This window comes from Pseudomonas sp. HN8-3 (genome assembly GCF_020790195.1).
Lineage (GTDB): Bacteria > Pseudomonadota > Gammaproteobacteria > Pseudomonadales > Pseudomonadaceae > Aquipseudomonas > Aquipseudomonas synxantha_A.
Genome location: NZ_CP086206.1, coordinates 4,429,834 through 4,443,353 on the forward strand (window position 1 = coordinate 4,429,834; position 13,520 = coordinate 4,443,353).

General features: G+C 58.3%; 15 protein-coding genes and 1 tRNA gene. 11 read left to right on the forward strand and 5 right to left on the reverse strand.

Annotation, left to right across the window (positions count from 1 at the left end):
- Positions 1–102: 102 nt before the first annotated feature.
- From LJX92_RS19605 to LJX92_RS19615, 3 genes are all read left to right on the forward strand, one after another.
- Positions 103–837 (forward strand): phosphoadenylyl-sulfate reductase, encoded by a 735-nt coding sequence (locus tag LJX92_RS19605; RefSeq protein ID WP_032879905.1) that lies wholly within the window; start codon positions 103–105, stop codon positions 835–837.
- A gap of 474 nt (positions 838–1,311) precedes the next feature.
- Positions 1,312–2,841 carry an NCS1 family nucleobase:cation symporter-1 gene (locus LJX92_RS19610; RefSeq protein ID WP_228308844.1) on the forward strand — a complete coding sequence of 510 codons (1,530 nt, stop codon included), beginning with the start codon at positions 1,312–1,314 and terminating at the stop codon, positions 2,839–2,841.
- Positions 2,842–2,854: 13 nt separating this feature from the next.
- Positions 2,855–3,583: an aspartate/glutamate racemase family protein gene (locus LJX92_RS19615; RefSeq protein ID WP_228308845.1), complete on the forward strand. Its 729-nt coding sequence runs from the start codon at positions 2,855–2,857 to the stop codon at positions 3,581–3,583.
- Between the two features lie 116 nt (positions 3,584–3,699).
- On the opposite strand, the gene LJX92_RS19620 is transcribed toward LJX92_RS19615, so the two are convergent.
- The gene (locus LJX92_RS19620; RefSeq protein WP_032879902.1) at positions 3,700–4,623 is read right to left on the reverse strand and encodes a LysR family transcriptional regulator; all 924 of its coding nucleotides are present in this window, start codon (positions 4,621–4,623) and stop codon (positions 3,700–3,702) included.
- A 105-nt stretch (positions 4,624–4,728) separates the two neighbouring features.
- Here LJX92_RS19620 and LJX92_RS19625 point away from each other — a divergent pair, with 105 nt between their 5' ends.
- A complete protein-coding gene (locus LJX92_RS19625; RefSeq protein WP_032879901.1) occupies positions 4,729–5,475 on the forward strand; it encodes a 3-oxoacyl-ACP reductase family protein in 747 nt (248 codons plus the stop codon).
- 127 nt (positions 5,476–5,602) lie between these two features.
- Here the strand turns inward: LJX92_RS19625 and LJX92_RS19630 are convergent, their stop codons facing one another.
- A complete protein-coding gene (locus LJX92_RS19630; RefSeq protein ID WP_103733612.1) occupies positions 5,603–6,289 on the reverse strand; it encodes an HAD-IA family hydrolase in 687 nt (228 codons plus the stop codon).
- Between the two features lie 108 nt (positions 6,290–6,397).
- Here LJX92_RS19630 and LJX92_RS19635 point away from each other — a divergent pair, with 108 nt between their 5' ends.
- From LJX92_RS19635 to LJX92_RS19645, 3 genes are all read left to right on the forward strand, one after another.
- Entirely contained in the window at positions 6,398–6,772 is a 375-nt protein-coding gene (locus tag LJX92_RS19635) for a DUF2784 domain-containing protein (RefSeq protein ID WP_228308846.1), read from the forward strand.
- 145 nt (positions 6,773–6,917) lie between these two features.
- Positions 6,918–7,253 (forward strand): hypothetical protein, encoded by a 336-nt coding sequence (locus LJX92_RS19640; protein ID WP_032881258.1) that lies wholly within the window; start codon positions 6,918–6,920, stop codon positions 7,251–7,253.
- Positions 7,254–7,322: 69 nt separating this feature from the next.
- A complete protein-coding gene (locus tag LJX92_RS19645; protein WP_228308847.1) occupies positions 7,323–8,363 on the forward strand; it encodes a DMT family transporter in 1,041 nt (346 codons plus the stop codon).
- Positions 8,364–8,422: 59 nt separating this feature from the next.
- Here LJX92_RS19645 and LJX92_RS19650 read toward each other — a convergent pair whose 3' ends face one another.
- Positions 8,423–8,881, reverse strand: coding sequence for a DUF2442 domain-containing protein (locus tag LJX92_RS19650; protein WP_228308848.1), 459 nt, complete (start codon positions 8,879–8,881; stop codon positions 8,423–8,425).
- A gap of 317 nt (positions 8,882–9,198) precedes the next feature.
- Here LJX92_RS19650 and LJX92_RS19655 point away from each other — a divergent pair, with 317 nt between their 5' ends.
- The gene (locus LJX92_RS19655) at positions 9,199–9,468 is read left to right on the forward strand and encodes a short-chain dehydrogenase (RefSeq protein ID WP_148852832.1); all 270 of its coding nucleotides are present in this window, start codon (positions 9,199–9,201) and stop codon (positions 9,466–9,468) included.
- Positions 9,469–9,553: 85 nt separating this feature from the next.
- Here the strand turns inward: LJX92_RS19655 and LJX92_RS19660 are convergent.
- A tRNA-Ser gene (locus tag LJX92_RS19660) sits at positions 9,554–9,643 on the reverse strand.
- Positions 9,644–9,964: 321 nt separating this feature from the next.
- Here LJX92_RS19660 and LJX92_RS19665 point away from each other — a divergent pair.
- The 3 genes from LJX92_RS19665 to LJX92_RS19675 all read left to right on the forward strand — a co-directional run bounded on the left by LJX92_RS19665 (position 9,965) and on the right by LJX92_RS19675 (position 12,743).
- Positions 9,965–10,657, forward strand: a complete 693-nt coding sequence (locus LJX92_RS19665) for a crotonase/enoyl-CoA hydratase family protein (RefSeq protein ID WP_148852835.1) — start codon at positions 9,965–9,967, stop codon at positions 10,655–10,657.
- 212 nt (positions 10,658–10,869) lie between these two features.
- The gene (locus LJX92_RS19670) at positions 10,870–11,613 is read left to right on the forward strand and encodes a 1-acylglycerol-3-phosphate O-acyltransferase (RefSeq protein ID WP_103733607.1); all 744 of its coding nucleotides are present in this window, start codon (positions 10,870–10,872) and stop codon (positions 11,611–11,613) included.
- Positions 11,614–11,771: 158 nt separating this feature from the next.
- Positions 11,772–12,743 carry a magnesium and cobalt transport protein CorA gene (locus LJX92_RS19675; protein ID WP_032879893.1) on the forward strand — a complete coding sequence of 324 codons (972 nt, stop codon included), beginning with the start codon at positions 11,772–11,774 and terminating at the stop codon, positions 12,741–12,743.
- Here the strand turns inward: LJX92_RS19675 and LJX92_RS19680 are convergent.
- Positions 12,740–13,465 (reverse strand): amidotransferase, encoded by a 726-nt coding sequence (locus tag LJX92_RS19680; RefSeq protein WP_032879891.1) that lies wholly within the window; start codon positions 13,463–13,465, stop codon positions 12,740–12,742. The two genes, LJX92_RS19675 and LJX92_RS19680, sit on opposite strands and share 4 nt — an antisense overlap.
- Between the last annotated feature and the right edge of the window lie 55 nt (positions 13,466–13,520).

A 13,520-nucleotide genomic window follows, 5' to 3' on the forward strand; every position in this document is an offset into this window, starting at 1 on the left:
GAACTCTAGCGACTCAAGCACGCCGCCGCAACGCACGGCAGATTTTGATACCATCGCCGCCTATAGAGCGCTCAGCGCCACTGACCTGTAGGAACCGTCCTGATGAACCAAGCCTTCGACGTCGCTGAACTCGCCGCGACTTATGCCAACAAGTCTGCACAGGATATTCTCAAGCTGGCGTTCAGCCAGTTCGGCGATGACCTGTGGATTTCCTTCAGCGGTGCCGAGGATGTGGTGCTGGTGGACATGGCCTGGAAGCTGAACAAGAACGTCAAGGTATTCAGCCTCGACACTGGCCGTCTGCACCCGGAAACCTACCGGTTTATCGAGCAGGTGCGCGAGTTCTACAAGATCGACATCGAACTGATCTCGCCGGACCAGAGCAAGCTGGAACCCTTCGTCAAGGAAAAGGGCCTGTTCAGCTTCTATAAGGACGGCCATGGCGAATGCTGCGGCATCCGCAAGATCGAACCGCTGCGCCGCAAGCTCGCAAGTGTAAGTGCCTGGGCCACCGGCCAGCGCCGCGACCAGAGCCCCGGCACCCGCAGCCAGGTGGCTGCGCTGGAAATCGACACGGCTTTCTCCACCCCCGAACGTACCCTGTACAAGTTCAACCCGCTGGCGCAGATGACCAGCGAAGAGGTGTGGGGTTACATCCGCATGTTGGAGTTGCCTTACAACAGCCTGCATGAGCGCGGCTTTATCAGCATCGGCTGCGAGCCCTGCACCCGCCCGGTATTGCCGAACCAGCATGAGCGCGAAGGTCGCTGGTGGTGGGAAGAAGCCACGCAGAAGGAATGCGGGCTGCATGCGGGGAATATCATCAGCAAGGCCTGAGGCCTGGCAAACTGGTGAGGTAAAAATGTGGGAGGGGGCTTGCTCCCGATAGCGGTGGGTCAGTTGCAGATTTTCTGACTGATATACCGCTATCGGGAGCAAGCCCCCTCCCACATTTTGTTTTGTGCGCAGCATAAAATGTACACAACCTTGTAACCATCGGTGCCATTTTTGTGTGCAACTCATATTCGAGCGCACCAAAACGTAACATTCATCTCTGCTAGTCCCCACACCCCCGAATCACGCTACTCCCAATCAAAAATAAATACCTGTTCAAACGGTCAATTTATATTGCTTTCAATTCAGTAGTTTATTTAAAAATACTATAAAAAAGAAATTATCCCCGTTTTTCATATAACGAAAACTGGCACGCATGTGGCTTAGTGAAAAGTACGCCTTGTATACAATCAATACAAAACCTACATACACTTTGCCATCCGCCGCTTTGCTGCCGATGCGCTGGAGCCTGCCGGAATGCGTACAAGTCTTTCGAGCAATATCGCGCTGGATCTGCCCTCCTCCACCCTCCACCCCGAGGCTGCAAGCCCCGGCCTCCTGGTCCTCAGCCCGCGCCTGCACAACAAGGACCTGGCCCCCACCAAAATCGAGGGCCGACGCTGGGGGCGCTATAGCATCTTTGCGCTGTGGACCAATGACGTGCACAACATCGCCAACTATTCGTTTGCCATCGGCTTATATGCATTGGGCTTGGGCGGCTGGCAAATATTGCTGTCCCTGGGGATCGGCGCGGCGCTGGTGTACTTCTTCATGAACTTGTCGGGGTACATGGGACAGAAGACCGGTGTGCCGTTTCCCGTGATCAGCCGCATCAGTTTCGGTATCCACGGGGCGCAGATTCCAGCATTGATCCGGGCGGTGATTGCGATTGCCTGGTTTGGTATCCAGACGTACCTGGCGTCGGTGGTTTTCCGTGTATTGCTGACGGCGATTCATCCGGGCTTTGCCGACTATGACCACAACTCGATCCTGGGCCTGTCGAGCCTGGGCTGGGCGTGTTTTGTCGCGATCTGGCTGGTGCAGTTGGTGATCCTCGCCTATGGCATGGAAATGGTACGCCGCTATGAAGGCTTCGCCGGGCCGGTGATTTTGCTTACGGTGGCTGCGTTGGCCGGCTGGATGTACTTCCAGGCGGGCGGGCATATCGCCTGGTCGATCCGTGAACCGCTGAGCGGCGGCGAGATGTGGCGCAATATCTTTGCCGGTGGCGCGCTGTGGCTGGCGATCTACGGCACCTTGATCCTCAACTTTTGCGACTTCGCCCGCTCTTCGCCCTGCCGCAAGACCATCCAGGTCGGCAATTTCTGGGGCCTGCCGGTGAATATCCTGGTGTTCGCCGCCATTACCGTGCTGCTGTGCGGCGGCCAGTTCCAGCTCAATGGCCGAGTGATCGAGAGCCCGACCGAAATCATCGCGGCAATCCCCAATACCTTCTTCCTGGTGCTCGGTTGCCTGGCCTTCCTGATCGTCACCGTGGCGGTGAACATCATGGCCAACTTCGTCGCCCCGGCCTTTGTGCTGAGCAACCTGGCGCCCAAGTACCTGAACTTTCGCCGCGCCGGGTTGATCAGCGCCTTCGTGGCGGTGCTGATACTGCCGTGGAATCTCTACAACAGCCCGCTGGTGATTGTGTACTTCCTTTCTGGCCTGGGCGCGCTGCTGGGGCCGTTGTACGGGGTGATCATGGTCGATTACTGGCTGATCCGTAAAAGCCAGGTGGACGTGCCGCAGCTGTATAGCGAAGACCCCAATGGCGTTTATTACTACAGCCGGGGGGTGAATATGCGCGCCGTGGCGGCGTTTATTCCTGCGGCGGTGATCGCCATCCTGCTGGCGCTGTTGCCAGGGTTTGCCAGCGTTTCACCGTTCTCCTGGCTGTTCGGCGCCGGCATCGCAGGGTTGCTGTACCTGCTGATCGCCAAGCGTCAGCCGCACTACGCCGATGTCAGCGGCGAAAGCATTGCCGTCGATAACGTCAGTCATTAAACAAGGACTCTCCATGCGTATCCTCGTGGTCAACGTCAACACCACCGAATCCATCACCGACACCATTGCCCAGCAAGCACGGGCCGTGGCTTCACCGGGCACCGAGATTGTCGGGCTCACCCCGTACTTCGGCGCAGAATCGGTGGAAGGCAATTTTGAAAGCTATCTGGCAGCCATCGCCGTGATGGATCGGGTAATGGCCTACGACCAGCCCTTTGATGCGGTGATCCAGGCCGGCTATGGCGAACATGGCCGTGAAGGCCTGCAGGAGCTGCTCAATGTGCCGGTGGTGGATATCACCGAGGCGGCAGCCAGCATCGCGATGTTCCTGGGGCACGCCTACTCGGTGGTGACGACCCTGGACCGCACTGTGCCGCTGATTGAAGACCGGCTGAAACTCGCCGGCCTCTACCAGCGTTGCGCTTCGGTGCGCGCCAGCGGCATGGCAGTGCTGGAGCTGGAAGAAGACCCGCTGGGCGCCATGGAAGCCATCGTGCACCAGGCGGAACTGGCCATTCGCGACGACAAGGCCGAGGTGATCTGCCTGGGCTGCGGCGGCATGGCCGGGCTGGATGAGCAGATTCGCAAACGCACCGGAGTGCCGGTGGTGGACGGGGTGACGGCGGCGGTGATGGTTGCCGAGTCGTTGGTGAGGTTGGGGTTGTCGACGTCCAAAGTCAGGACGTATGCGGCACCCAGGCCTAAGAAAGTCATAGGTTGGCCCGGTAAGTTCGGCCACTGAAGATCAAATGTGGGAGGGGGCTTGCTCCCGATAGCGGTGTATCAGCCAGCTTATCTATAGCTGGCCCACCGCAATCGGGAGCAAGCCCCCTCCCACATTTTGATCACTACAAGGTGTTAGATGGCACTGAATCTTTGGCCTAACTGCTGCTCGGCAAACTGCTCGATGATGAAATCCACAAACGCCCGAGTCTTGCCTGGCAGCAGTTTATGTTCGGCGTAGTAGATGCAAATATTGCCGTCGTTCACATACCAGTCCGGCAATACCCGCAGCAACTTGCCGCTCGCCAGCCAGGGTACGGCAAACGGCATGCTCACCAGCGCAACGCCCAAGCCCTGTTCGGCGCAGATGCAGGCGGCCTGCGAGTCGCTCATGGTCATGCGCGGTTTGAGACTCAGCGGGCCGTGCTCGCCATTGCGATGAGTCAGTTGCCAGGAGCGCACTCGCCCGGTTTGCGGTGAGCGAATCAGGATGCCGTCGCAGTGCTCCAGGTCTTCTGGCTGCAACACCGCTGGGCGTGCCGCCAGATAGTCAGGCGATGCCACCAGCACGCGGTGAGCCGGCGTCAGCTTGCGTGCCACCACGCCTTGGGGCAACTCAAAGCCGCCGCCAAGGGCCGCGTCAAAGCCCTGGCCAATCAGATCGACCTGGCGATTGTCGAAATGCCAATCCGGGCTGATATCGGGGTAGCGTTTCAGAAACTCCCCCAGCAGCGGCACGATATACAAACAGCCGACCACCGTGCCCATGCTGACCTTGAGCGTGCCCACCGGTCGCCCTTCGGCGCTGGCCAGGTTGGCCACAGCATTCTGGATAGTGGTGAGGCTGGCGCTGACCTCTTCCAGGAATAACTTGCCGGCTTCAGTCAACGTAAGCCGCCGAGTGCTGCGCTGAAACAGCCGCACACCCAGGCGCGCTTCCAGTTTGGCGACACTTTTGCCCACGGCTGCGGGCGTCAGGCTCAGGTGCCGGGCCGCCTCGGCAAAGCTGCCACCCTCGGCGCTGCGCACAAAGCATTCGATACTGCCAAAGCTCTCCATATCGGCCACTCTAAACTTTTGGTTTACACAGACTATAGCAATCACGGTCTACCGGCGTACCGGAGGCAGGTCGATACTCAGCCCATCAACTACTTGGAGATCGACATGACCACACAAAACCTCACCGGCAAAGTCGCCCTGATTCAAGGCGGTTCCCGCGGCATCGGCGCCGCCATCGTCAAGCGCCTCGCCGCGCAGGGTGCTGCAGTCGCCTTTACCTACGTCAGTTCGGCCGCCAAGGCCCAAGCGTTGCAGCACGACGTGATCAGCGAAGGCGGCAAAGCCCTGGCGATTCAAGCCGACAGCGCCGATGCCACGGCAATTCGCAATGCCGTCAACGCCACGGTCGATGCGTTTGGGCGCCTGGATATCCTGGTGAACAACGCAGGCGTGCTGGCCATCGCGCCGCTGGAAGACTTCAAGCTGGAGGACTTCGACCAGACCCTGGCAATCAACGTGCGCAGCGTATTTATCGCCACCCAGGAAGCCGCCAGGCACATGGGCGAAGGTGGCCGCGTAATCAATATCGGCAGCACCAACGCCGAGCGTATGCCCTTCGGTGGTGGCGGGCCTTATGCCATGAGCAAGGCGGCGCTGGTGGGGTTGACCAAGGGTTTGGCGCGGGATCTGGGGCCACGGGGTATCACCATCAACAACGTGCAGCCCGGGCCGGTGGATACCGATATGAACCCGGCGAACAGTGAGTTTGCCGAAAGCTTGATCGGGTTGATGGCGGTGGGCAGGTATGGGCACGTGGAGGAGATTGCCAGCTTTGTGGCGTATCTGGCCGGGCCGGAAGCCGGGTATATCACGGGCGCCAGCCTGACCATCGATGGTGGTTTCAGCGCCTGATTTTGCAAAACCGCAAACCAAATGTGGGAGCGGGCTTGCCCGCGAAGGCGGTGTGTCAGTGCCACATCTGTCACTGCACTACCGCTTTCGCAGGCAAGCCAGCTCCCACATTTTTGACCGCGCGGGGTCAGGCCATGGGGGGCAAGCCGTAGGCGGCCAAATCAAAGTCGGCGAGCTTGCGAATAATCTGGTCAGCATGTTGGTACTTGCTGTCCGCCATGGCCTCATCGGGCACGGCGATGGCGGTCATGTTGGCAGCCTTCGCCGCAGTCACGCCGAACGGCGAATCTTCGAACACCAGGCAATCCTCAGGCGCCACACCCAGACGGCGCGCAGCCGTGAGGAAGATATCCGGCGCCGGCTTGGCCGCACCGACTTCCGGGTCGTCGGCAGTGACGATGGTGTCGAACAGGCCAAACCATTCGCGGTGCAAGGTGGTCTTGTGGCCAAACGAGTTACGCGATGAACTGGTGCCCACCGCAATCGGGATATTGTGCGCCTTCAGATGCCGCACCAACGCTTCAGCGCCCGGCATACCCAGGGCCTTGGGAAAGCGCTCGCTCATCAACGGCTCGCGAATTTCCAGAAACTGCGCGGGCGTGATCGGCAAATCCAGCGCCTTGACCACGTAATCGGCCAGATCCTGAGCGCCTCGCCCGATGATGTGCTGCTTGATACCCCAGTCATAGGTACGGCCATAGCGCTCGGCGATGATCTGCGTGACTTCGGTGTAGATGCCTTCGGTATCCAGCAACAACCCGTCCATATCGAAAATCACGGCTTTGATCGGGACAGCGGTACGCGGTGCATTCATCACGATACAACCTTGGGGCAAGGACTAAATGGATTCAGCACAATAACGGCCACCCTTGCCGGCGAGCAACCCTTTAGACTGTTTGCCCCTCCTTTCGAAGTGCCCACAATGCTCTACCGACTCGTCGCCGACGGCCTCGTGCTGTTTCACCTGACCTTTATCCTGTTCGTACTGTTCGGTGGCCTGCTCGCCCTGAAATGGCCCAGGGTAATGTGGCTGCACTTGCCCGCCGTGGCCTGGGGGATCGCGGTAGAGGTGCTGCACCTGCCCTGCCCCCTCACCCGCTGGGAAAACCTGTTTCGTCACCTGGCCGGGCAAGACGGTTATGGCGGTGGGTTTATCGAGCACTACATCCTGACGCTGATCTACCCCGCCGGGCTGACGGCGAATATTCAACTGGTGCTGGGGGCGGTGGTGATATTGATCAACGCCGTGGTGTATGGGCGGTTGATCCGGAGTTTGCTAACACGCAGACGCGCATGACTTTCAGCTCCGAGCTTGATCGCCTGGGCGCACGCACAAGCCTGAGCATGAAACCTGGGCAGATTGTTTTCAATCTGCCAACCGAGCGCTTAAAGCGTCGCCCCCTCGGGAATTGAATCTCGAGGTTGAGTCCATGGAGTTTCAAGTGAAATACGTCAGTAAAGCAGTTGCAGCAGCGGTTCTTGGTTTCACCCTGGCAGGTTGCACCGGCACCGCCATGAAAACCCAGCAATACGACGCCAGCCAATACACCGTCCTCGGCCACAGCGAAGCCAGCGCCACCGGCATCATGCTGTTGGGCGTCATCCCAATCGGCCAGAACAACCGCTTCGTACGCGCTCAGGATGCAGCCATCAAAGCCAAAGGCGGCGACGCGCTGATCAACACCCAAGTGCAAGAAAAGTGGTTCTGGGCCTGGGTATTGAACGGCTACACCACCAAGATTTCCGGTGATGTGATCAAGCTGAAAACCGCGCAATAAAGTATGAAACTGCCAGGGCGCTGACCCCGGCAAGCGACGTATCATGGGCCTGACCTTCGAGGATGGCCCATGAACATCAGCATCATTTACGCCCTCGTGGCCGCCGCCCTGTTCGGCGCCAGCACTCCGCTCGCCAAAAGCCTCGGCCTGGGCCTCTCGCCTATATTGCTGGCCGGCCTGCTTTACCTGGGCAGCGGCATTGGCCTTGCCGGCGTACGTCTGATCCGTGATCGCGGCTGGGAACCTACCGGGCTGACCCCATCGCAATGGCCCTGGCTGCTCGGCGCCATAGCCTTCGGCGGCATCCTCGGCCCCGTCGCCCTCATGTTCGGCCTGATTCGCACCGCCGGCGCCACCGCCTCCTTGATGCTCAACCTCGAATCAGTGCTCACCGCCGTGATCGCCTGGGTCGTATTCAGAGAAAACGCAGATCGGCGCATCGTGCTCGGCATGGTCGCCATTGTGCTGGGCGGCGTGGTGTTGTCATGGACAGGCGCCGGCGGCGGCAGCCAGGACTGGACCGGGCCGCTCGCCATTGCGCTGGCGTGTTTGTGCTGGGGGATAGATAACAACCTGACGCGCAAGGTGTCGGCGTCTGACGCGCTCTTTATCGCCGGTGCCAAAGGTTTGATTGCGGGGCTGGTGAATTGCAGTTTGGCGCTTTACCTCGGGACGCAGATTCCGGGGGTGTCGCAATTGGCGCCGATCCTGGTGGTGGGGTTCCTCGGCTATGGCATCAGCCTGGTGATGTTCGTACTGGCGCTACGCGGGCTGGGCAGTGCGCGCACCGGGGCTTATTTCTCCACGGCACCCTTCCTCGGTGCCGCAGTGGCGCTGCTGGTATTTGGCGAGTCGGTGACCGTGGCGTTCTGGATTGCTTCGGCGCTGATGGCCGCGGGCGTGTGGCTTCACCTGACGGAGCGCCATGCCCATGAGCATGTGCATGAGGCAACGGAACATGGGCATTGGCATGTGCATGATGAGCATCATCAGCATGAGCATGGGTTTGAGTGGGATCCGGCGCAGCCTCATAGCCATGTGCATGTGCATGCGGTGATGAAGCACAGCCATGCGCATTTTCCGGATGTGCATCATCGGCATAGGCATTGAGCGCGGTGCGGATGTATCAGGGCGGCTCTATTGGCCGCCCTGGTGGAGAACAGGCCCGTTTAAGCGTGGTGGCCCGTGTAACCTTTATGCTCATACTCCCACCCCCTACATGCCAACCCGACATGCTTGGGAATAAGCGCAGCACCACTGCTGTACGCGGTGATAGTCCTACGAGAAAAGCCCAGTTGAACAGCAGCTGCGGAAAGGGATAAATTGTTACTGAGCATCCACTTTCTGAAATCCTGGGTCAGCATGACCTCACCAGATTGCTCCAACGCCAGACGGTGCAACGTGACAGCGGACAGTTCTAGGTTATTACCCCATGTCACATCAAAGCCCCACTCACCAACTTCCACTTGGCTGAATAGCGCCAAATCCAAGAGTGGTGTGAGGACAGGAAAAGTATTTATATGATCGGTGAGGTCAACAGTGTGTCGCTTACCGTTGCTCCATTCGATCTCTAAGGCATGCTTGCCGGCAACTGGTTGCACAGCAGAAATACGAAGTTTGCTGGTCATATGTCAGTCCCTCCGGTTTTGTTCATCCCATACCCGCTTAAGATCAGCGATATGAGCTTTTGCCCAAAGCAGGGCAGCTTTCAAGGCTTTCTTCTCGGCGCCTGCGCCGGGCACAACAAGCCCTTCTAGCAGAAATGTGGGGCTCCCGTTTCAAAATCGCAATGTCTATAGTCACCCGGTCGCCCATACGGCGGCCGGGTTTGGCGACTCGAAAACAAGACGGAACGTAGACGACGTTATTTTCATGCGGCTGCCATTTTTGGCGGTTTAGCGTGAAAAGAGCTCATTGTTTTTATATTTGTCTTGTGGAGTTACACATGAACCAATACATAGCCCTCACCAGCAACGACAGCGCCACACCTGCCCTTTTTGTCGATACCACCGTGCCATTGGAAATACTCCTCGACGCTGCGACCTATCGAGTTCGTGCCGTTACACAAGTCCTTGAGAACCTCGCACTACGCAGTGAGATCAGTAGTGATGCGGTTGTACTCAGTGATTTTGCGTTGCTTTGTTCCATCTCTTTGCGCGACGGCTGCGATTTGCTGGACGTCATAGGAAGGCGAATGGATATGCCAAGCGCGTGATCTGATAAAGCTGGACTTTTCAAACCCTAGAAATCACAAAACCCCTGGTTTCTCTCGAAACCAGGGGTTTTGTTTACATCGAATTTGGCGGTGAAGGAGAGATTCGAACTCTCGATACAATTTCTTGTATACACACTTTCCAGGCGTGCTCCTTAAGCCACTCGGACACTTCACCGTATCTCGGCAAACCAGTTCAGTCTGTCGAGGCGCGCTAATGTAGTCGAAAGCCTTTCTGATGGCAAAGGTTTTTTTCAGAATTTTCATGCGGTTAGACCGTTATGCCATTCCCCGCCCGGCAAGGGGTGATGATTGTGCCATTCTCGGGCACCGGCGGCAGGCGTCTGGGACGGTTGCTGCGCCCTGCTGCGGGCCGTCTACCCTTGGGGATGCAGGAAAAGCCTGACTGGGTAGTCAGTCACGGCGCTTTACCAGCGCGGGCGTGGTGAGTAACGTCTGCGCATCTACCTCTATAACAAACCCTACAAGGAACCGCGTCATGAGTGAGTTGATTGCCTACCACTTCGAAGACGGTATCGCGACCCTGACCTTGAGCAACGGCAAGGTGAATGCCATTTCTCCGGCAGTGGTCAGTGAGTTTAATGCTGCGCTGGATCAGGCCGAGAAGGATCGGGCGGTGGTGATCATTACGGGCACGCCGGGGATTTTGTCGGGTGGTTATGATTTGAAGGTGATGACTGCCGGCCCTAAAGAAGCGATCAGCCTGGTGACGTCGGGCTCGACCCTGGCACGGCGCTTGTTGGCGCACCCGTTCCCGGTGATTGTGGCTTGCCCGGGCCATGCGGTAGCCAAGGGCGCGTTCCTGTTGTTGTCGGGCGATTACCGTATCGGCGTCGAAGGCCCGTTCAGCATTGGTTTGAATGAGGTGGCGATCGGCATGACCATGCACCATGCCGGTATCGAGTTGGCGCGGGATCGTCTGCGCAAGTCGGCGTTCCATCGGTCGGTGATCAATGCCGAGATGTTTGACCCGCAAGGCGCCTTGCAAGCGGGCTTCCTCGATAAGGTGGTGGCACCGGAGGAATTGCACGCAGCCGCCCTGGAAGCGGCACGTCAGTTGAAGAAGATCAATATGAATGCCCACAAGCACACCAAGTTGAAAGTGCGCCGCGCACTGCTGGAAGCCCTGGATGATGCGATCATCCAGGATCAGGGCCACAATCTGAGTTAACACCTACATCCGTCTTACCCGAGCCCGACCTAGTGTCGGGCTTTTTCTTACAAATGAATCCGACATATCCGTAGCCGCTCTAGCCGGCCTTTGTGGGCATATGTGGAAACATGCGCTTAAACATCGCCTATCTCCCACCTCTGTAGGGGCAATTGCCGAATACAGTGCACATCCGTACACTGCGCCACCTTTTGTCCCGATGGGCCGCTTCGATGCTTTTTCTGTTACGTATGTTGTTGATGGGCCTGCACTTTATGATCGCAGGGGTATTGGGCGTACTTTTAGGGGTATGCCGGCCATTCAATCCGGACAACAGCCGCCTCTGCGCCCGTCTTTACGCATTGCCAGCCATGTGGATCTTGCGCCTGAAGGTGAAGACGGATGTCGACTCGCTGCGCAACAAGCCCGGCACCTGTGTGGTGATCGCCAACCACCAGTCCAACTACGACCTGTTTGTACTTGGCAATGTAGTGCCGCACCGCACCGTATGCATCGCCAAGAAAAGCTTGAAATGGGTGCCGCTGTTCGGCCAGTTGTTCTGGCTGGCGGGCAATGTGCTGATCGACCGCGGTAATGCGCACAAGGCCCGACGCGCCATGCTCACCACCACCCAGACCTTGCAACACAAGGACACGTCGATCTGGGTGTTCCCGGAAGGTACGCGCAACCTGGGTAAAGGGCTGTTGCCGTTCAAGAAAGGTGCGTTTCATATGGCGATTGCGGCCGGCGTGCCTATCGTGCAGGTGTGTGTCAGCAATTATGTAACGCAGATGCAGCTCAACCGCTGGAACAGCGGGGAAGTGCTGATACGGTCGTTGCCGCCGATTCCTACCACTGGCATGACGGTGGATGACATCCCTCAATTGATGCTGGACTGTCATGCGCAAATGACCGCATGCATTGAAACAATGGACCGTGAACTTGCAGGAGCGAGCTTGCTCGCGAAAACCGTGTAAGCGCCGCGGGTCATCTGATAGCGCTGCGTCATCGTTGATGATCTTCGCGAGCAAGCTCGCTCCTGCAAGGGAATGGGCAATGTCAGTCAGCAACAACGGAACGCCATTCAGGCTAAGCTGCCCAATATCTGTCCTCTTAATAAGAAGTGATCAGCACCATGGGTAGAGTTGTTGCGGCCGCCGTCTACAGCGCCGGAAAGAAAGTCTCGGATATCACCCTCGATGAAGGCGCGGCCTGGGCCGCCAAACCCGGACACTTTGTGTGGATCGGCCTGGAAGAGCCCAGCGCCCAGGAGTTGAACAACCTGCAACGCCAGTTCAACCTGCATGAACTGGCCATCGAAGACGCCATGGAAAAGCACAGCCGGCCGAAGCTGGAAACCTTCGGTGACGCGCTGTTTATCGTCACCTACTCACCGGTGCGCGAGAACGGCAAGCTGGAGTTTATCGAAACCCATATCTTTGCCGGCAACGGCTACATCATCACTGCACGCAACGGTCACTCGGCGTCCTACGGTTTTGTGCGCCAACGCTGTGAGGCGCGGCCGCTGTTGCTGGAGCATGGGGAAGACTTCGTACTCTATGCGCTGCTGGATTTCGTCACCGAGAACTACCAGCCGGTCAGCGAGGCGATTCACGCCGAAATCGATGAGCTGGAGCGCAATGTGCTGTGCAGTTCACTCAATGAGCGAGATATCCAGCACCTCCACGGCCTGCGTCGTGATGTGCTGCGGCTCAAGCGTCATGTGGCGCCGATGGTGGAAATCAGCCAAGAGTTGCAGAAGCTGAGCTTTCCGTTTATCGACAAAAACATGCGCCCGTATTTCCGCGACGTGCAGATCCACGTCACCCGGCAGATGGAAGACCTCACCACCTTGCGCGACATTGCCAGCCAGACCATCGAGATCGGTGTGTTGCTGGAGGCGTCGCGCCAGAGCGTGGTGCAGCGCAAGTTCGCCGCGTGGGCGGCGATCCTGGCGTTCCCCACGGCGGTGGCGGGGATCTACGGGATGAACTTTCAGAACATGCCCGAGCTGCAATGGCATTACGGCTATTTTGCGGTGCTCGGGTTTATTGCTGTGGGCTGTGGCGGTTTGTGGGCCAGCTTCAAGCGTTCAGGCTGGCTTTAGGCCGCGGTATCCGGCTTGTGTGCGACAAAGCGCATCATCCACTCCGCCACGGTTACGCCGTGGTGGTCGCGATCCAGGCTGGCCACGCCGTTGGTGTAGACCTTCTCACCCAGGGTTGTCTGAAGAATCTCCAGCAACTCGCGGGAATAATCATGGATAAATTCCGGATGGCCCTGGAAGCACAGCACCTGATCGCCGATGTGGTAAGCGGCGAACGGGCAGAACTCGCTGGAAGCGATGACCGTGGCATTGTCCGGCAACGTGGTGACTTGATCCTGGTGGCTGATCAATAGCGTCAGCTCCGGCACCTCGGGGCTCATCCATGGCGTCTTGGCATCCAGCTTGTAGGCGTGGGTGCCCATGCCCCAACCCTGGCTGGCACGCTCGGCCTTGCCGCCCAGTAGCAGGGCGAGCAACTGATGGCCAAAGCACACACCCAGCAACTTGTCGCCACGCTCGTACCGTGTGAGCAAATAAGCCTTGAGAGTCTGGATCCAGGGGTCAGTGCCGAACGAGTCGGCCTTGCTGCCGGTGATCAGGTACGCGTCAAACACCTCGTCATCCGGCGGGTATTCGCCCTGCACCACGTTGTAGACGACAAATTCGGCGGCAATCGGTTGCTTGGCGAACAGGCGCTTGAACATCTGCCCGTAACCTTGGTACTGATCGATCAAGCCTGGACGCAGGATATCGGTTTCCAGGATGCAGACGCGTAGCGACATAAAAAATACCTGACACGGCGATGGGAATATTGCACACCCCAGAGCCTGCCTTGAA

Bases quoted from the DNA above. Each gene is read 5' to 3' on its own strand.
- LJX92_RS19605 (WP_032879905.1), top strand. From the start codon at position 103: ATGAACCAAGCCTTCGACGTCGCTGAACTCGCCGCGACTTATGCCAAC.
- LJX92_RS19610 (WP_228308844.1), top strand. From the start codon at position 1,312: ATGCGTACAAGTCTTTCGAGCAATATCGCGCTGGATCTGCCCTCCTCC.
- LJX92_RS19615 (WP_228308845.1), top strand. From the start codon at position 2,855: ATGCGTATCCTCGTGGTCAACGTCAACACCACCGAATCCATCACCGAC.
- LJX92_RS19620 (WP_032879902.1), bottom strand. From the start codon at position 4,623: ATGGAGAGCTTTGGCAGTATCGAATGCTTTGTGCGCAGCGCCGAGGGT.
- LJX92_RS19625 (WP_032879901.1), top strand. From the start codon at position 4,729: ATGACCACACAAAACCTCACCGGCAAAGTCGCCCTGATTCAAGGCGGT.
- LJX92_RS19630 (WP_103733612.1), bottom strand. From the start codon at position 6,289: ATGAATGCACCGCGTACCGCTGTCCCGATCAAAGCCGTGATTTTCGAT.
- LJX92_RS19635 (WP_228308846.1), top strand. From the start codon at position 6,398: ATGCTCTACCGACTCGTCGCCGACGGCCTCGTGCTGTTTCACCTGACC.
- LJX92_RS19645 (WP_228308847.1), top strand. From the start codon at position 7,323: ATGAACATCAGCATCATTTACGCCCTCGTGGCCGCCGCCCTGTTCGGC.
- LJX92_RS19650 (WP_228308848.1), bottom strand. From the start codon at position 8,881: ATGACCAGCAAACTTCGTATTTCTGCTGTGCAACCAGTTGCCGGCAAG.
- LJX92_RS19655 (WP_148852832.1), top strand. From the start codon at position 9,199: ATGAACCAATACATAGCCCTCACCAGCAACGACAGCGCCACACCTGCC.
- LJX92_RS19665 (WP_148852835.1), top strand. From the start codon at position 9,965: ATGAGTGAGTTGATTGCCTACCACTTCGAAGACGGTATCGCGACCCTG.
- LJX92_RS19670 (WP_103733607.1), top strand. From the start codon at position 10,870: ATGCTTTTTCTGTTACGTATGTTGTTGATGGGCCTGCACTTTATGATC.
- LJX92_RS19675 (WP_032879893.1), top strand. From the start codon at position 11,772: ATGGGTAGAGTTGTTGCGGCCGCCGTCTACAGCGCCGGAAAGAAAGTC.
- LJX92_RS19680 (WP_032879891.1), bottom strand. From the start codon at position 13,465: ATGTCGCTACGCGTCTGCATCCTGGAAACCGATATCCTGCGTCCAGGC.